The organism is Streptomyces sp. NPDC002623, from assembly GCF_053592635.1.
Genome location: NZ_JBSFWB010000003.1, coordinates 46,814 through 62,964 on the forward strand (window position 1 = coordinate 46,814; position 16,151 = coordinate 62,964).

Annotated in this window: 17 protein-coding genes; 5 read left to right on the top strand and 12 right to left on the bottom strand. The window is 72.2% G+C overall.

Features of this window, described 5'->3' with window-relative positions:
• The first annotated feature begins 69 nt into the window (after positions 1–69).
• Together ACWD4O_RS05920 and ACWD4O_RS05925 are read left to right on the top strand one after the other, a co-directional pair.
• On the top strand, positions 70–516 hold the full coding sequence (locus ACWD4O_RS05920; RefSeq protein ID WP_450951687.1) for a hypothetical protein: 447 nt from the start codon (positions 70–72) through the stop codon (positions 514–516).
• A gap of 297 nt (positions 517–813) precedes the next feature.
• Positions 814–2,703, top strand: coding sequence for an ABC transporter ATP-binding protein (locus tag ACWD4O_RS05925; protein WP_451278505.1), 1,890 nt, complete (start codon positions 814–816; stop codon positions 2,701–2,703).
• Positions 2,704–2,746: 43 nt separating this feature from the next.
• Here the strand turns inward: ACWD4O_RS05925 and ACWD4O_RS05930 are convergent, their stop codons facing one another.
• The 6 genes from ACWD4O_RS05930 to ACWD4O_RS05955 form a co-directional block, all read right to left on the bottom strand.
• Positions 2,747–2,923: a hypothetical protein gene (locus tag ACWD4O_RS05930; RefSeq protein ID WP_451049923.1), complete on the bottom strand. Its 177-nt coding sequence runs from the start codon at positions 2,921–2,923 to the stop codon at positions 2,747–2,749.
• A gap of 154 nt (positions 2,924–3,077) precedes the next feature.
• On the bottom strand, positions 3,078–3,779 hold the full coding sequence (locus ACWD4O_RS05935) for a DUF899 domain-containing protein (RefSeq protein ID WP_451277840.1): 702 nt from the start codon (positions 3,777–3,779) through the stop codon (positions 3,078–3,080).
• A 298-nt stretch (positions 3,780–4,077) separates the two neighbouring features.
• Positions 4,078–5,457, bottom strand: a complete 1,380-nt coding sequence (locus ACWD4O_RS05940; RefSeq protein ID WP_451277842.1) for an amidohydrolase — start codon at positions 5,455–5,457, stop codon at positions 4,078–4,080.
• A 202-nt stretch (positions 5,458–5,659) separates the two neighbouring features.
• Positions 5,660–7,567 (bottom strand): FUSC family protein, encoded by a 1,908-nt coding sequence (locus ACWD4O_RS05945; RefSeq protein ID WP_451277844.1) that lies wholly within the window; start codon positions 7,565–7,567, stop codon positions 5,660–5,662.
• Positions 7,568–7,846: 279 nt separating this feature from the next.
• A complete protein-coding gene (locus tag ACWD4O_RS05950; protein ID WP_451277846.1) occupies positions 7,847–8,653 on the bottom strand; it encodes a nucleotidyltransferase domain-containing protein in 807 nt (268 codons plus the stop codon).
• Between the two features lie 19 nt (positions 8,654–8,672).
• Positions 8,673–9,056: a hypothetical protein gene (locus tag ACWD4O_RS05955; RefSeq protein WP_451277848.1), complete on the bottom strand. Its 384-nt coding sequence runs from the start codon at positions 9,054–9,056 to the stop codon at positions 8,673–8,675.
• A gap of 227 nt (positions 9,057–9,283) precedes the next feature.
• On the opposite strand from ACWD4O_RS05955, the gene ACWD4O_RS05960 reads away from it, so the two are divergent.
• Positions 9,284–9,559 (top strand): hypothetical protein, encoded by a 276-nt coding sequence (locus tag ACWD4O_RS05960; protein ID WP_451277850.1) that lies wholly within the window; start codon positions 9,284–9,286, stop codon positions 9,557–9,559.
• Between the two features lie 68 nt (positions 9,560–9,627).
• Here ACWD4O_RS05960 and ACWD4O_RS05965 read toward each other — a convergent pair whose 3' ends face one another.
• Together ACWD4O_RS05965 and ACWD4O_RS05970 are read right to left on the bottom strand one after the other, a co-directional pair.
• On the bottom strand, positions 9,628–10,338 hold the full coding sequence (locus tag ACWD4O_RS05965; RefSeq protein WP_451278507.1) for an aspartate/glutamate racemase family protein: 711 nt from the start codon (positions 10,336–10,338) through the stop codon (positions 9,628–9,630).
• A 23-nt stretch (positions 10,339–10,361) separates the two neighbouring features.
• The gene (locus ACWD4O_RS05970) at positions 10,362–11,840 is read right to left on the bottom strand and encodes an NCS1 family nucleobase:cation symporter-1 (RefSeq protein ID WP_451277852.1); all 1,479 of its coding nucleotides are present in this window, start codon (positions 11,838–11,840) and stop codon (positions 10,362–10,364) included.
• A 153-nt stretch (positions 11,841–11,993) separates the two neighbouring features.
• On the opposite strand from ACWD4O_RS05970, the gene ACWD4O_RS05975 reads away from it, so the two are divergent.
• Entirely contained in the window at positions 11,994–12,659 is a 666-nt protein-coding gene (locus ACWD4O_RS05975; protein ID WP_451277854.1) for a GntR family transcriptional regulator, read from the top strand.
• Between the two features lie 13 nt (positions 12,660–12,672).
• Here the strand turns inward: ACWD4O_RS05975 and ACWD4O_RS05980 are convergent, their stop codons facing one another.
• Complete coding sequence (locus ACWD4O_RS05980; RefSeq protein ID WP_451277856.1) at positions 12,673–13,356, bottom strand: class I SAM-dependent methyltransferase; 684 nt, start codon at positions 13,354–13,356, stop codon at positions 12,673–12,675.
• 176 nt (positions 13,357–13,532) lie between these two features.
• On the opposite strand from ACWD4O_RS05980, the gene ACWD4O_RS05985 reads away from it, so the two are divergent.
• Positions 13,533–13,799: a DUF6343 family protein gene (locus ACWD4O_RS05985; RefSeq protein WP_351915838.1), complete on the top strand. Its 267-nt coding sequence runs from the start codon at positions 13,533–13,535 to the stop codon at positions 13,797–13,799.
• Positions 13,800–13,814: 15 nt separating this feature from the next.
• Here the strand turns inward: ACWD4O_RS05985 and ACWD4O_RS05990 are convergent, their stop codons facing one another.
• The 3 genes from ACWD4O_RS05990 to ACWD4O_RS06000 form a co-directional block, all read right to left on the bottom strand.
• Positions 13,815–14,195, bottom strand: a complete 381-nt coding sequence (locus ACWD4O_RS05990; RefSeq protein WP_450951698.1) for a tetratricopeptide repeat protein — start codon at positions 14,193–14,195, stop codon at positions 13,815–13,817.
• 88 nt (positions 14,196–14,283) lie between these two features.
• Positions 14,284–14,889 (bottom strand): dephospho-CoA kinase, encoded by a 606-nt coding sequence (coaE, locus tag ACWD4O_RS05995; protein WP_451277858.1) that lies wholly within the window; start codon positions 14,887–14,889, stop codon positions 14,284–14,286.
• A gap of 129 nt (positions 14,890–15,018) precedes the next feature.
• On the bottom strand, positions 15,019–15,957 hold the full coding sequence (locus ACWD4O_RS06000; RefSeq protein ID WP_451277860.1) for a PAC2 family protein: 939 nt from the start codon (positions 15,955–15,957) through the stop codon (positions 15,019–15,021).
• Positions 15,958–16,151: the final 194 nt, after the last annotated feature.

Sequence of the window (16,151 nt, forward strand, 5' to 3'; positions counted from 1 at the left end):
CCCCGGATGGACGCCCGGACACTCCGCCGCCCCCCTGCCGTTCGAGCACGGTCGCGAGCGGGGACGCATATGAGCGCCAGGCCCGGTCCCGCACCGGTGCTGACCCTCGACACGCTCGTCCGCCTGCGGCGCGGGCCGGGCGGCGACCCCGCCCCCGGGCCACTGCGCCGACTGGCCGTGCCCGACGGCATGACGGCCCCGCTGGGCTGTGACGCCGTCTCCGCCCCCGCCCACCTCGGCCCGCTGCTGATGCCGCGGCTGCCGCGCATGGGCTGCGTCTACGCCGACCAGGCGCACTGGTGGTGGCTGGTGCCGTCCGACTCCGACTACGCGCTGGAGTGGCCCGCCCCCGCGCGCTACGCCACGGGCGCGATCCTCCCGGACTCCCCGCACGTCCCCGGCCTGATCCACCGACCGGACGGCACGCTTCCGTACACCCCGCCGATCCCCCTCTACCTGGCGCTGTGCCGTCTCACGGGCACGACGCCCACCTGGTCACGGCCGATCAGCGCCTGATCCCGCCCGCCCTGCGCGAGGCGGCCGCGGCGCCGTCCCCGGCGCACGCCCGCGTGCCCCGGCTCTCCCTTCCTGCGCCCTGCCCGCACGCGTCTCGTCCCGCGATAGTGGCCGTCGTCCACGATGGCGACCGGGAGGCTGACGGTGGGGCAGGCACGGCAGACGGACAGCGCGGACAAGGCAGCCAAGACAGGCAAGGCAGGCAAGCCGGGGAACGCACGGAAACCACAAGGTCCCGACGAACGTGACGTGTCCGAGTCGGAACGGCTGCTCTTCGGCGGCCCGCTCCGCTACGACATGGGCTGGAACCAGCACCGGGACGCCTTCCTGGAGCTGAACTTCCGCGCCATGGTGACCCGGCTGCCGTCCCTGCTCGCCGCCAGCCTCCGCCTCGCCCGGCAGGCCGACCCGAGAGCCGCTCGCGTCGTGCTGTCCGCCGAGATCGCCCGGGGCGTGGCCCAGGCGATCGCGCTGCTCGCGATGAACACCGTGCTGGGCCGGCTGATCGACGACGGTCCGATCGAGGACCGGCTGCGCGGCGCCGCCCCCGCGCTGGCCGTGATGGGCGCCGTCCTGCTGATCGGGGCGCTGCTGCGGGCCGCGTCGACGTACGCCACCGGGCGGCTCGAGCCCAAGGTGGAGCGGGTGGCCACCGAGTTGTACCTGGAGCGGGCGGCCGCGGTCGAGCTCGCCGCGATCGAGGACCACGCCTTCCACAAGCTGCTGGACACCGCGCAGTACGGCGCGTCGTCCGCCCGCCGGATGATCAGCTACGGCGCACGCGTGGTGAACGCGGTGATCTCGCTGGCCGCGGCGGCCGGCGTGCTGACCGTCCTGCATCCGCTCCTGCTGCCGCTGCTGGTGACGATGACCCTGCCGTCCGCCTGGAGCGCCCTGACGAACGCGCGGCGCCGCTACGAGTCCTTCCACACCTGGGTGCAGCACGCGCGCGCGGGACACCTGATCGCCAGTCTCCTCACCGAGCCGGAGGCGGCGCCCGAGATCCGCGTCCACGGGGTCGGCCCCTTCCTGTTGCGGCACTTCCGCGCGATGTCGGAGACGGCGGAGGCGGAACAGGCCCGGCTGGCCCGGCTGGCGGCCCGCACCGGTCTGTTCGCGGCGACCTGGACTGGCCTGGCGACGCTGGCGACGTACACCACGCTCGGCGGGCTGCTGCTCAGCGGGACGATGGCGCTGGCGGTGGCGGGCACGGCCGTCATCGCGATCCGCAGCGGCTCCGCGAGCCTGAACACCCTGGTCCTGGAGGTCAACCAGCTGCACGAGGAAGCCCTGTTCGTGGGCGACCTGCAACGGCTGTACGTCGAGGCGGCCGAACGGGCGATCCCGGTGGGCGGTGCGGCGCTTCCGGAGGATCCGCGCGAGATCCGCTTCGAGAACGTCACGTTCGGCTATCCGGGCGAGTCGACGCGGCCGGCCCTCGACGACGTCACGCTCTCCCTCCCGCTCGGCCGGATCATCGCGCTCGTCGGCGAGAACGGGTCCGGCAAGACGACCCTGGTGAAGCTGCTGGCCGGGCTGTACAAGCCGGACCGGGGGCGGATCCTGTGGGACGACGTGGACGCGGCGGACGCGGACCGGCGCCAACTGGCCGAGCGCGTCGCGATGGTGGCACAGGACTTCAAGCGGTGGCCGTTCACGGCCCGGGTCAACATCGCCATCGGCCGGTCCGCCGCGCCGCTCACCGAGGAACGGCTGGCCGCGTCGATCGCCGAGGCGGGCGCCGAGGAGGTGGTCGCGGACCTGCCGCGCGGTCTGGACACCCTGCTCGCCCGGCACTTCAGCGGCGGTCACGAGCTGTCCGGCGGCCAGTGGCAGCGCCTCGGCATCGCACGGGCGGCCTACCGGCGCGGGCGGATCCTGATCGTGGACGAGCCGACGGCGGCGCTGGACGCCCGGGCCGAGCTGGAGGTCTTCGAGAAGATCCGCGCGCTGGCGGACAGCGGCCAGACGGTGGTTCTGATCACCCATCGGCTGGCGTCGGTCCGGCACGCTGACCTGGTGCACGTCCTGGACCAGGGCCGGCTGGTGGAGTCCGGGACTCCGGACGAGCTGTTGGCAGGCGGCGGCGTCTACGCCGAGCTGTACGCGCTGCAGGCCGAGCAGTTCACCGCGCAGCCGCCGGTGCCGGTGCCGGTGTCCGTGCCCGCCCCGTCACAGGCGGGCTGACGATCCACCGCACGGCTTCACCGCATGGCGTCGCCGCGCGGCTTCACCTCGTGGCGTCGCCGCCCCGGACGACCACCAGGAACGTGTCCGTGGCCAGGTCCATGACGACCTCGGCGGGCAGCCCCTCCATGCGCCGCGCGTGGGCGAATTCCTCCGCGGGCCACGAACCACGCGGCCCGCCGGCGGGAAAGCGCTGGAGCACGGTTCGCCCGTTCACCATCTCGCACCTCCGATAAGCGTCGTACTTGTAGGAGTTAACGCTCCTCGGAGGCCGTACGCCTCGCCCAGTTGCGGGACTGAGACGTAGTTGACACGGGTTCAACGCAGAGTGTGAGAATCCGGTCACCTTACGAACATCTCGGGCACCCTCTGTGTCAGAACTCGTACTCGTCGTGATACCGCACGCGTGCACTGCCTGCGGGCGCCCCGAGGCTCGACGCCCGCCCCTTGGGCTCCTCCCACTCCTCCTGCCGCCCCAGGGCCGTCAGATCCAGCAGGCTGGTGGCCGAGCCCAGCCCGTCGAGGCCGCGCTCGTACGTCGAATAGGTGTGGAAGACCCGGTCGCCCTGCCGCAGGAAGCAGCTGAGCCCGGGCCGCTCGACGAGTTCCCCGCCGTCGTCCCCCAGAGTGACCTCGAAGTCGCGATTGAAGGCGCTGCCGTTGGACGAGTACCAGGGCAGCGTCCAGCCCATCCGCGCCTTGAACGGCAGGATCCTCGGATACGGCGCCCGCGACACGGCGGCGAACGTGGTGCCGCGTGCCTTCAGGTGCGCGAGGTGGCCGATCTGGTCCAGGAACGCCGAGCAGCCGCGGCAGCCCGCCTCCCACTCGGGCGCGAACATGAAGTGGTGGACGACGAGTTGCGCGCGCCCTTCGAAGAGGTCCAGCAGGGTCGCCTTGCCGTCGCCGCCCTCGAAGACGTACTCCGTGTCGACCGCGACCATGGGCAGCCCGCGCCGCTGTGCGTTCAGCGCGTCACGCGCGCGTGTCACAACCTTCTCCTTGACCAGCAGTTCCTCGCGCGCCGCGCGCCACTGCGCGCGCGAGACGATCTCCGGAAGCTCCGGCTGCGCCATGGCTGCCCCTCCTGTGCAACGGTCCGTTCGAGGGGGTGACCGGCGGGTTCGGCGGAACTCATCGCTGCGGCCGCACGTTTTTCACGTGCGGAACCTGGTCTGCGGGTCGGGCCAGGACCTGTCCGGTCGATCAAGTCGCAGGAAAGCGACGTTGCTTGTATGACACCGGCGAGTGGGGGCTGGTGCGGGCAGCTGCAAGGCGGAGGAGGGCGTCGACGCGGAGCGTCGGCAACCGACGACAACGCGGCAGATGCGCGTGCCAGCCCCCGCGTCTGCGGCATGATCGGCCGGACAGGTCCTAGGTGTCGTACTCCTGGATGCGGCGGCCGTGGCTGCGGTCGAGGAGCGCGGGCATCCGCCGGCCGAGCTCCGCCACGACCTCCGGCACGTCGATCGTCAGCAGTTCACGGTCGCGCATCAGGATCCGTCCGTCCACGATCGTGGTGCGCACATCGGAGGAGCGGGCGCTGTGCACCAGGGTCGCGGCGAGGTCGTGGACGGGCTGGGTGTGCGGTCCGGTGAGGTCCACGAGGACGATGTCGGCGCGTCGCCCGGGGGCGATGGAGCCCACCTGGCCGGCGAGTCCGACGGCCTGTGCGCTCTGGAGCGTGGCGTGGTGCAGGGCCTGCCGGGAGGTCAGCCAGCGCGGGTCGCCGGTGGTCGACTTCTGGATCAGGGCGGTGAGCGCCATGGCCTCCCACACGTCGAGGGAGTTGTTGGAGGCGGCCCCGTCGGTGGCGAGTCCGACGGGCACGCCGATCTCGCGCAGGGCTCGGACGGGGGTGGTGGTGGGCCAGCCGAACTTGAGGTAGCCGCGGGGCGCGCTCGCCACGGCCGTACGGCCACGCGCGCGTGCGAGGACGGGCAGGTCGCGCTCCAGGATGCCGGTGCCGTGCGCGATGAGGACGTCCGTGTCGAGGACGCCGGTGCGCTCCAGCACCTCGATGGGGGTGACGCCGTGCCGGGCGAGGCTGGTGTCGGCCTGGTCGCGGTTCTCGGACGCGTGCAGGTGGACGGGCAGGCCGTGTGCGCGGGCGAGTTCGGCGGTGGCGGCGAGGTCGGCGTCGGTCACGGTGTAGGGGGCGTGCGGGGCGAGGGCGGTGGTGATGCGGCCGCCGGCGCCGCCGCGGTGCCGCAGCGCGAACTCCAGCGACTCCTCGCGGCCCCGGTCGCCCTGGGAGGAGAAGTAGGCCTGCCCCAGGTGCGCGCGCATCCCGCACTCGGCGACGACCGCGGCGACCGCGGCCATGGCGAAGTAGTGGTCGGCGAAGCAGGTGACGCCGCCGCGGATCATCTCCGCGCACGCCAGTCGCGCGCCCGACTCGACGTCCTGCTCGGTGAGGTTGGCCTCCACGGGCCAGACGACGTCGTTGAACCACTCCTCGGTGGGCAGGTCCTCGGCGAGACCGCGCAGGGCCACCATCGGGGCGTGCGTATGGCAGTTGACCAGGCCGGGCATCGCGACCTGCCCGCGCGCGTCGATGCGCTCGCCGGCGGCGAGCCCGGCCGCCTCGGCGGTGCTCGTGACGTCGTCCACGACCCCGTCGCGGACGACGATCGCGGCGTCCTCCCGGAACACGACGCGTTCGTCGCTGTCGTGGGTGAGGACGGTGCAGCCGGTGATGACGAGGTCCGCGCCACGGGCCGGCCCCGGGGCGGGCGTCGGAGAAGGCGTCATTGCGTCAACGTACGGCGGAGTCATGCCCCGGCGTGAGCCGTGGCCCGCATCTCGTCGCGAACTCAGCGAACTCAGCGAACTGATCGACCACATACTGACCAGCCACGGAGGCGGGGCTGCGGCTTCCGTCAGTGGGCGCGGGCCCGGCGACCCGCAGGACCGAACCGGTGTCGGAGCACGCGCCGGTGCGGGTGCGGATCGGTCAACGGGCCTGTCGGGCGGCGTGGGCGTGGACGGCTACCGACAGGGTCGGCAGTGCCGCCGGCAGTCCCACCCGATCCCGCCCCGCGGCGAGTTCGTCGAGGAGTTCGGCGAGCCGCTCCCGGTGCCGGGAGGTGAGCCGGCCCGTGTCGTCGAGGTGGACGGCGCAGGCGGTGGTCGTGTCCACGAGCCGTTCCAGGACGGCGGCGACCTCGTCCGTGCCCTCCGAGTGCCGGGCGAGGGCGGGCAGTTCGTGGGCGGCGAGGGCGCTGGCGGCACGGGCCTCGGCGAGCGTGCGGTAGGCCTCGCGGCGCAGGGTCCAGCGGGCGGCGCGGTCGTCGGGGCCGTCGAGGACATGGGTGAGGTAGGCGTGCGCGGCGCCCTCGGCGGCGGCGAGCCGGGCGCGGACATGTCCGCCCCGCTCCCCCGGCATCGGCAGATGTCCGACGATCAGCACGATCGCGCAGGCCAGCAGGGTCTCCACGATCCGGCTGACGGAGGCCTGGGGCTCGCCGCCGACCATCACCAGGGACAGCACGAGCACGGTGACGACGGCGGTCTGGGCGGCGAAGTGCCGGGTGGAGACCGGTATCAGCGCACCGCAGAGGGCGACCAGCGCCACGAGCCCCTCCGGCCGGGGCAGCACGGCGGCGAAGCCGGCGAAGAGCAGCGCCCCGAGCACGGTCCCCGCGGCCCGGCACAGCACCCGGGACACCAGCGGCCCCAGGTCGGGCTTGACCAGGAACACGGCGGTGGCGGGCAGCCAGTACCAGTGCGTGTGCTGCCCGTACCAGTGGGAGTGGTGCAGGGCCTGGGCGACGGCGACGGCGGCGCCGAAGGAGAGCGCGACCCGGAGCCCGTACTCGCGCCCGCCCGCCCCGAACGCGGTGCGCAGCAGATCGCGGGCGCTGCGCCGACGGGTGTGCAGGTCGCCCCCGCCGCCCTGGTCGAAGGCGTCGGCCGCGTGCAGCAGGGCGTCGTCCAGGGCGCGCAGTGCGGGAGCGGACCGGGAGGGGGCGGGCAGCGGCCCGGTGTGCGTGTTCTCGCGGACGGCGGCGGCGAGCCGGCGGGGCCCGGCGCAGGCCCGCTCGGCGACGGGCTCCCCGACCCAGGCGAGTGCGGTCGCGGCCTCCGCGAGGGGCAGCGCGGCGGCGTACTGGGCGTGCAGCCGCCGTTCGGCCGAGGAGCTGGCGTGGCGTCGCAGCCGGGGCCCGGCGAGGGCGTCCTGGGCGTGGTCGAGGGCGGCGGTGAGCGCGGCGCGGCGGGCCGTGGCGGCCTCGGTTCCGGAGGCGTCGAGCAGCTCCGCGACCGCGTCGTACACGCGGGCCACCGCGTCTCGTTCCCCGTCGAACCGGAAGTCACCGGTCATCGCGCCGGGCGTGGGCAGCACGAGCCGCAGCGCGACCAGCCACCCGGCCCCGGCGAGGAAGGCGAGGGCGCGGGCCCAGCTCGACTCCGGCACCGGCATCCCGGCCCCGATCGCCGCGCCGACCAGCAACTGCGTGCCCGCGCCGGAGGCCACCGGCCCTAGGGCGCTCATCCCGCCGGCGAGGAGCCCGAGGCCGGTGAGGACGGCCGTCAGCGCGACGGCCCCGACCTGGTCCCCGGCGTACGTCCCGACGAGCAGTCCGCCCGCTCCCGCGAGCGCGGGCGCGCCGAGCCGCCGGACGGAGGCCCGTCGGCTGCCGGGCCGGTCGTTGATCCCGGCGAGCATGGCGGCGATGGCCGCGACGACCCCGAGGCCGGTGCGGTCGACGAGGACGGCGGCCAGCAGGAGGGGTCCGGCCGCCAACGCCCCGCGGGTGACCGCGCTCCAGGGGACGGGCCCGCGCTGGGCGCGCAGGGCGTGGGCGAGCCAGGGCGGCAGGGTGGTGAATGCGCGAGCGGGAATGTGCGGGCGCGGGGACACGAAGCTCCTGTCGTGACGAGGGCGGGGTGTGCCTTCGGGCGACGACGGCCGGGGCGGTCAGCGATGAGCTGCGGTGTCCACCGTAGGGGTCGATCCTGGAGAGATGGGGGCGCTTGCGTTTCGGCGAGGTGACGCTTCGCCCGAAACCCGCGTTCTTTATGAACGCAATTCCGTTCGCGGTGCGCTTCGCACCGGTTCGCGCCACTGTTCCCGATGCCGCTCGCGGCACTGTTCCCGATGCCGCTCGTGGCAAGGGCTCCGGAGAACATGGTCGTCCGCCTACCCGCGGGCCGCCCGTACCCGCTCGGCGAAGAACGCCTCGGCCTGGGCGACGGTCGCTGCCAGTGCGGCCCCGGCTCCGTCGGGATCGGCGCTCCCCACGAGCGCGACGAACTCGTCCACATCCCGTAGTCCGGCCCGCTCCAGCAGCCGTTTCTCGTTCGTCACCCACTCCCCGCGGGCCGCCAGCACCGCGTGCCCCACCTGTGTCGCCGCCACGGCGAGCGCGCCGGCGACCTCGGTGCGCCGGCCGGCCGGCGCATGGTTGGCCCCGGCGTAGGCGAGCGTGGCGCGGGCCGTTCCGTGCCAGCGTTCGCACGCGGCTCGGCGCAGCTTCGCGGGGTACGCCGCGGGCCGCGGCAACTCACCGCTCAGCACCTGGTTGACGGCCAGCTCGGCGACCACCAGATAGCTCGGGATCCCCGCGAGATGGAACATCAACGGCTCCACCCGGAACCGCCCTTCCTCCGCCTCCGCCGCCTCGTGCTCGACGACGTCGAGATCCCGGTAGTGCACGTCGACCCGCCGCTCGTCGATCGTCAGCCACGCGCCCCCGTTGAAGACGCCGCCGCCCCACCCGCCGACCTCCGACACCTCCCCCTCCCAGCCGAGGGCGCGCAGGTCGCCGGGGTCGAAGGACCCCCGGTAGTAGACGGCCAGGTCCCAGTCGCTGTCGGGACGGTGAGTGCCCTGCGCGCGGGAACCGCCGAGCGCGACGGCACGCACGGCGGGGAGGGCGGCGAGGCGGGCGGTGACATCGCCGAGGAAGGCGTCGTCGGTGCGGGAGGGGGAAGGGGAGGAGGGCATCAGATTTCCGTACTCCGGTTCAGAAGTCCCACAGGTTCCCGTGGCGGTGGCGGGTCGGCGGGTGGTCCAGTTCCTCGGCCACGGAGAGGAGCGCGCCGGGCGGGGCCGCGCGAAGGCGGTTGCGGGCGGTCGAACGGAACACCGACAGTGCGGCGCGCGCCCGGGACTCGTACGGGCCGTCGACCTTCTCGTTCAGGCTCCGGGGGTAGGTGTGGGCGCGAAAGGTGTGCACCAGCGGGTCCGGGACCGGGCGACGCCGCTCACGACGTGCACGGGTCAGTTCCTGTGCGCTGTATCGAAGGTCGCCGAGACGGTGACCGACGATCGTGCCGGCGAGTGTGTACGGCCGGTGAGCAGGGTGGAGGCGGTGTCGTGGGCGGACGTGATGGACGGTTCGGGACATGGCAGACCTCCGGGGGCCCACCGGGACTTCCGGCGTGGCCCCTAAGAAGTCCGCCGCCGTGAAACGACCGAGGTGCTTGCTCCTGCTCCGCATGGAAGAAAGCGTGGTCAACGGGGGCGGGCGTTGTCCAACGGTTTCCGGCGCGAGGCGATTGTCAGTGGTGCGCGCTTCAATGGGAGGTGTCGTCACAGAGCGTCACGACCGGAGTGCGTCGGGGGGAGCAGATCTTGGACAGGTACGTGGAGGACGGACGGCGGTATGTGTCGCTGGCGGGGCTGCGGATGCGGGGCTGGACCGGCGCGCTGGTGCACCGGCTGCTGGGGCCGCCGGACCGGCTCAGCATCGATCCACGCGCGCGGGCCGCACCCCAGCTGCGCCTCTATCGCGTCGAGCGGGTCGAAGCGGCCGAGCGCAGCGAGGAATTCCTGAAGGAATGCGCCCCGCGGGCGCCTGTCCCACGGGCACCGGCCCCACGGGTCCACGGCCGCGGAGAGTCCCCTTGATCATCCTTGGTCGCCCGTGATCGCCCGTGATCGCAGTGGTTCAACCGATCGAGCGACCCCGCGCGCCACTACGCCCGCCAGATCCTCCGCTTCGGCACCGGCTTCGCAAAGCTGCCCACCCGGCTCGTCCTCAACCCCAGCCCCACGAGCGCCTCCGCCAGCTTCACCGCGGCCGCCACCCCGTCCACCACCGGAAGGCCCAGCTTGTCCCCCACCATGCGCTGCAGTCCCGTCATCCCGGCGCATCCCAGCACCAGCACCTCGGCCCCCGCCTTCCGGGCCCGTTCGGCGGCCGCCAGGAAGGCCGTCTCCGTGCGGTCGGCGTCGGCCAGGTCGAGAACGCCCAGCCCGGTGCCCACGACGGCTGCGCAGTTGCGGCCCACTCCGGCCAGCTCCAGGCTGTCCTCGATCTGGCCGCAGGAGCGCTCCAGCGTGGTCACGACCCCGTACCGGCGCCCCAGCAGACAGGCCAGATGCGCCGCGGCCTCGGTGATGTCGACGACGGGCACGTCCACCAGCTCGCGTACGCCCTCGCGTCCGTGCTCGCCGAAGCCGGCCATGACGACGGCGTCGTAGGCCGGTCCGTCGTAGGTCCGCAGCGCGTCCATGACGGCCGCCGCGGAGAGGTAGCTGTCGAGCCAGCCCTCCGCGGACTCGGGCCCCCACCCGGGGGTCAGCCCGCTCACGGCGGTGCCCGGGCCTGCCGCGGCCCGGGCACCTCGCACGATCTCCTCGGTCATCTCCCGCGTGGTGTTGCAGTTGGTGACGACGATCCGCACGTTCCGCTCACTGCGCACGCTGCTCAGACCTCCGCGGGCTTCTCGACGGCGGCCACGGACCCTGCCGTCCGCTCGCTGCGGCACAGCAGCAGATAGAGGCCGGCGCCGAGGGCCGTCCCGATGAACCAGGAGTAGGGAGCCACATCGCTGAACGTCTTCACCAGCGCGAGCACCGCCGCGACCGCGGCCGAGGGGAGGAACGCCCACAGAGCCTTGGGGTTGACGCCCTTGCGGTAGTAGTAGCGGGAGCCGGGGGTGGCGTCGAACAGCTCGTTCACATCGACGCGGCCGCGCTTGACCCAGTAGTAGTCGACCATGATCACGCCGAACAGCGGTCCGAGGAAGGCGCCGAGTCCGCCGAGGAAGTAGTTGACGACTGTCGGGTTGGAGAACAGGTTCCACGGGGTGACCACCAGGGCCGCGACCGTGCTGATCATGCCGCCCACCCTGAAGGTGATCTTCTGCGGCCAGACGTTGGCGAGGTCGTACGCCGGGGACACGAAGTTGGCGACGATGTTGACGCCCATGGTGGCCACGGCGAAGGTCAGCGCGCCCAGGACCAGCACCCAGGTGTTGCCGACCTTGGCGACCAGCTCCGCCGGGTCGGTGATGGCCTCGCCGAACACCTCCAGCGAGCCGGCGGTGACGATCACGGAAACGACCACGAACGCCGTCGAGTTGAGCGGCAGGCCCCAGAAGTTTCCGCGGCGGACCGTCCGGTAGTCGGGGGCGAAGCGGGAGAAGTCGCAGAAGTTCAGCATCAGCGTGCCGTACGTGGCGAGGATCAGGCCGATCGCGCCGAACCACTGCCGCCACTGCTCGCCCACGGAGACGGGGTGCGGGGTGCTGGTGAGCGAGATGGTCCAGCCGGCCTTGGCCAGGACCCAGATCGCCAGCGCGATCATCACGAGCCAGATCGCCGGGCCGCAGAAGTCCTGGAACTTGCGCACCGACTCCATGCCCTGGCTGATGATCAGCGCCTGGATCAGCCACAGGGACACGAAGGAGAGCCAGCCGAGCGCGTCGAGGCCCAGGAAGGAGCTGTGCGTCCAGGACTCCAGGCCCGGCCAGGCCGCCAGCAGCATCACGTTGACGGCGACGGAGGCGAGGTAGGTCTGGATGCCGTACCACATGATGGCGATCACGGCGCGGATGAGAGCCGGGATGTTGGCGCCCCAGACGCCGAAGCTGATGCGGCTGACCACCGGGAAGGGCACGCCGTGCCGCTGGCCGATCTTCCCCATCCAGTTCATGCCGATGTAGATGAGCACGAAGCCGACGAGAAGGGAGGTGAAGACCTGCCAGACGTTCATGCCGAGGACGAGCAGGCCGGCGGCGAAGGTGTAGTTGCCGAGGTTGTGGACGTCCGACATCCACAGGGCGAAGAGGTCGAAGACCTTCCAGGTGCGCTTGTCGGCGGGCGCGAGGTCTTCGTTGGTGAGCCGGGGGTCGGGGACGAACGCTGGGGCGTCGGTGGCTTCGGCGCTGTCGGCGAGGGACACGGGGCCTCCTTGGGCAAGGGGACGGAGGAGGACTACTGGCCGGGTCTTTTGGTATACCAAACTGCCGACATAGTCCCGCCGTCAAGCATTCCGACCGATGTCCGTCCCGTTACGGCTCCGTAAAAGCCCCTCCGCATCGGCGAAGATGGGCCCATGACGAAGATCGAACCGCTCGGAGCGGTGCGCGAGCGGGTCCTCGGAACCCTGCGGCAGGAGATCATCGCCGGTCGGCTCCGCCCCGGGGACCGGCTCGTCGAGCGCGAGCTGGCCGACCGGTTCGGCGTCTCCCGGGTCCCCGTCCGGGAAGCCATCCGGGCACTGGTCGCCGAGGGCTTCGTCCACTTCGAGACCCCACGCCGCACCGTCGTCCGGCCCCTGAGCCCCACGGACGTCAAGGAACTCTTCGAACTGCGCGAGGCGTTGGAGGTGTACGCGGCGGGACTGGCCGCCACCCGGGCGACCCCTGAAACCCTCGCCGAGCTGCGCGAACTACTGGCGAGCGCGGCGAGCGCCACCGAGGCCGGGGACGCGGAGGCGATCACCGACATCAACACCCGCTTCCATGACCGCCTCCTCGCCCTGGCCGGGAACGCCCTGCTCATCTCGGTCATGGAGCCGGTCGCCGGCCGCCTGCAATGGCTCACCCGGCGCAACGAGGAATGGCCCCAACTCCTGACCGAACACCAGGAGCTCTACGACGCCATCGCCTCCGGCGACCCCGACCGCGCCCGCGCCCACGCCCTGCAGCACGTACAGGCCAACTACCGCTCCACGGTCCGGCACCTCTTCGGAGACCTCTCCGAAGCACCGTCCGCCTAGGACCTGTCCGCGCCTACTCCGCCACCGGCACCGCTCTCACCCAGATCCGGTCCTCTGTCAGGTACCGGTCCACGCGCAGGTCCGCTTCCGCCAGGGCCTCCTCGAACTGTTCCTTGGTCAGGGGGCGGGTCCGGAAGGTCTGGGTCCATACCGCGTCCGCGAACTCGTACTCCGCGCGCACGGAGTGGACGCCGTCCTCGATCGGCCCGGCCGAGCTGATGCGTAAGGTGAAGCCGCTCGGGTCGACGCGCTCACGCGGCAGCGCGGTGTGGTAGTCCTCTCCCTCCCGTTGGATCAGCACGCATCCGCCTTTCGCGAGATGCCGGGCGCAGGCGCGCAGCATCCGTCGCCGTACCTCCACGTCGCCGTTGTGCACGAGGAACGACGCGAGCATGACCACGTCGAACGTCTCTTCCAGGTCGAGATCCTCGACCGGGCTGCATATCGTGCGCGCCCCGCGGACCCGCTCCAGCATCTCCGCGGACTCGTCCACCGCCGTGACCGTGAACCCGCGCTCCAGCAGGGCGTGGGTCACTCGCCCGGCGCCGCTGCCCAGCTCCAGGATGTGCGCGCCTGCGGGCACCGCCGCGGAGATGACGTCCGGCTCGTTCCCCACGGGCAGGCGCGAGTAGAACTCGACCGCGCAGCCGTCCGGCGTGATCGCGCCGGGACCGGTTCCTTCGTATCCCTCTCGCATTTTTCGCTTCATGCCATTCCAACGGCCAGGCTTTGCGGGGTCGTTCCCACCGCTCGCCAGTTCACTCGTTCGAGGGAACGCACTCTGTTCGAGCTCCGTAGGAGGTGAGAACTCCGGGCGTCTCTGGAGAACGGCCGGGGCGGAGAGTACGTTGCAGAGTAGGAGCCGTGATCGGGATGCGTACGGGCAGTGAGCCGACGACAGCGCGCAGTGCGCTGCGGATGCGTCTGTGGCTGACCCTGTGGGGACTGGCCTGGGCGATCTTCGGGACGGCGGCGTTCGCGCTCGCGGGACGCCCGGGCTGGGCGGCGGCGTGCGGAATGCTGTGGGTGGTGGTCACCGTCGATCTGACGCTGGTCCTGCGGCACATCCGGCAGGGCCCCCACTATCAGCCGGGCCGCGACATCCCGCCGTACCGGCCGCCGGAGCACCGTCACCCCTGACCGTCGGGGTCGGGCTCAGGTCTCGAAGCGGGCGGCCTTCAGGTACTGCGGTTTCGGGTCCAGTGCCGCGGCCAGCCGGAAGTGGCGCTTGGCCTGGTCGCCGCGGCCCTGCCGCTCGTAGGTGCGGGCGAGCGCGAAGTGCGCGAACGCGTTGTCCGGCTCCCGCTCCAGGACGATGGTGAACTCCAGCTCGGCGGGCCGCAGTTGAGCGGCGGCGAAGAAGGCACGCGCGCGCAGCAGCCGGGCGGCGGTGTTCTCGGGGTGTGCGGCGATGACTCGGTCGAGCAACTTCACCGCGCCCCGCGGGTCCCGTGCGGCGAGCAGATGCTCGGCGGCACGGAAGTCGATGACGTGCGTCTCCGGAGTACGTCCGGTCGAACCTGCGGTATCGGGCACGGAAAAATCCTTCCCTGGCTCGGTGGATTCAACGCGCGGAGCGAGCACCGCTATTCCGGACCGGCCCTGGCGCGGCTCCGGACCGGCCCTAGCGCGGCGCGTGCGCTCTGCGCGCGAGGTCGGACCACACGTCCTTCACGCGCCGCTCCAGTTCGGGCAGCGGTACGTCGTTGTCGATCACGATGTCGGCGATCTCCCGGCGCTTCTCGCGCGTCGCCTGGGCGGCCATGCGCGCGCGTGCGTCGTCTTCCGTCATGCCGCGCAGCCGGACGAGCCGGTCGAGCTGGGTCTTGGTGTCGACGTCCACGACGATCACGAGGTCGTACAGGGCGGCGAGGCCGTTCTCGGTGAGGAGGGGGACGTCGTGCACGACGACGGAGTCCTCGGGGGCGGCCGTCTCCAGCTCGTGGGAGCGGGCGCCGACGAGGGGGTGGACGATCGAGTTGAGGAGCGCCAGCTTCTCGGGGTCGGCGAAGACGATCGAGCCGAGCCGGGGGCGGTCGAGGCTGCCGTCCGGGGCGAGTACGTCCTCGCCGAAGTTCTCGACGACGGCCGTGAGACCCGGGGTCCCCGGCGCGACGACCTCGCGGGCGATCCGGTCCGCGTCGATCAGTACGGCTCCGCACCGGACGAGCAGCCGTGACACCTCGCTCTTGCCGGCGCCGATCCCGCCGGTCAGGCCCACCTTCAGCATGACGGGAAGCTTAGGGCCTGCCGGTGACATTGGAACCGGCAGGACCCGCAGGATCCGTAGGAGCCGCAGGACCCGGTGCGGCCCGCCGCCCTTTCCGCGCCGCCCCCTGGGCCACCCGTTCCGGGGTGGTCAGCCCTCGCCTTCTCGCTCTGCGAGGAAGCGTTCGAACTCCAGCCCGATCTCGTCCGCCGACGGGATGTCGACCGGTTCGGCGAGCATGTTGCCGCGGGTCTCGGCCCCGGCGGCGGCGTCGTACTGGTGTTCAAGGCCCTGGACGAGGGAGGTGAGCTCTTCGTCGCCCTCCTGGATCTGGCGGTCGATCTCGGTCTGGGTGCGGTGCGCGTCCGTGCGCAGGGCGTGCGCGATGCTCGGCAGGACCAGGCCGGTGGCCCCCGTGACCGCTTCCAGGACGGTCAGGGCCGCGTCCGGGTACGTAGAGCGCGCGATGTAGTGCGGGACGTGCGCGGCGACGCCCAGGACGTCGTGGCCGGCCTCCATGAGGCGGTACTCGACGAGCGCCTCGGCGCTGCCGGGGACCTGGGCCTCGTCGAAGGGGCTGCGGTGGCCGGGCACGAGGTCCGTGCGGTTGCCGTGCGGGGTGAGGCCGACGGGCCGCGTGTGGGGGACGCCCATGGGGATGCCGTGGAAGGTGACCGACAGGCGGACGCCGAGCCGCTCCACGATCTGCTTCACGGCGACGGCGAAGCGCTCCCACTCGACGTCCGGCTCGGGGCCGGAGAGCAGCAGGAAGGGCGCGCCGGTGGTGTCCTGCACGAGCCGCACCTCGATGGCCGGCTCTTCGTACTCGGTCCACCGGTCACGCTTGAAGGTCAGCAGCGGGCGGCGGGCGCGGTAGTCCACGAGCCGGTCGTGGTCGAAGCGGGCGACGAGTTGGTTGGGCAGCGAGTCGAGCAGCCGGTCGACGATCTGGTCGCCGGTCTCGCCCGCGTCGATGTATCCGTCGAAGTGGTAGAGCATGACAAGGCCGGCCGACTCCTGTGCCAGCGCCATGTCGACGACTGCCAGGCCTTTCGGCTCCCATGCGTACAAATCCTGCGGATCAAGCACTTGGACCGCTCCTCCTCGTGTTCCTACTGCACAACGCGCGTGGAGGCGTGGGCATTCCCGTCCGACGTCCTTGATCAGCCGAGTCTCAGCGCCTTCTCATGACGCGCCGGCCGAGCCCAACTCCCTTGAGGGGTGCGGGGAACTGCGCGCGACCGGCCCTCGCCGGCCCCCCACCGGCCCGCGGCCGACGGGAC

Excerpts from the sequence above, each read along its gene's own strand:
- ACWD4O_RS05930 (WP_451049923.1), bottom strand. The coding sequence starts at position 2,923 with ATGGTGAACGGGCGAACCGTGCTCCAGCGCTTTCCCGCCGGCGGGCCG.
- coaE (WP_451277858.1), bottom strand. The coding sequence starts at position 14,889 with ATGCTGAAGGTGGGCCTGACCGGCGGGATCGGCGCCGGCAAGAGCGAG.
- ACWD4O_RS05950 (WP_451277846.1), bottom strand. The coding sequence starts at position 8,653 with ATGCCCTCCTCCCCTTCCCCCTCCCGCACCGACGACGCCTTCCTCGGC.
- ACWD4O_RS05955 (WP_451277848.1), bottom strand. The coding sequence starts at position 9,056 with ATGTCCCGAACCGTCCATCACGTCCGCCCACGACACCGCCTCCACCCT.
- ACWD4O_RS05980 (WP_451277856.1), bottom strand. The coding sequence starts at position 13,356 with ATGCGAGAGGGATACGAAGGAACCGGTCCCGGCGCGATCACGCCGGAC.
- ACWD4O_RS05985 (WP_351915838.1), top strand. The coding sequence starts at position 13,533 with ATGCGTACGGGCAGTGAGCCGACGACAGCGCGCAGTGCGCTGCGGATG.
- ACWD4O_RS05975 (WP_451277854.1), top strand. The coding sequence starts at position 11,994 with ATGACGAAGATCGAACCGCTCGGAGCGGTGCGCGAGCGGGTCCTCGGA.
- ACWD4O_RS05920 (WP_450951687.1), top strand. The coding sequence starts at position 70 with ATGAGCGCCAGGCCCGGTCCCGCACCGGTGCTGACCCTCGACACGCTC.
- ACWD4O_RS05935 (WP_451277840.1), bottom strand. The coding sequence starts at position 3,779 with ATGGCGCAGCCGGAGCTTCCGGAGATCGTCTCGCGCGCGCAGTGGCGC.
- ACWD4O_RS05925 (WP_451278505.1), top strand. The coding sequence starts at position 814 with ATGGGCTGGAACCAGCACCGGGACGCCTTCCTGGAGCTGAACTTCCGC.
- ACWD4O_RS05940 (WP_451277842.1), bottom strand. The coding sequence starts at position 5,457 with ATGACGCCTTCTCCGACGCCCGCCCCGGGGCCGGCCCGTGGCGCGGAC.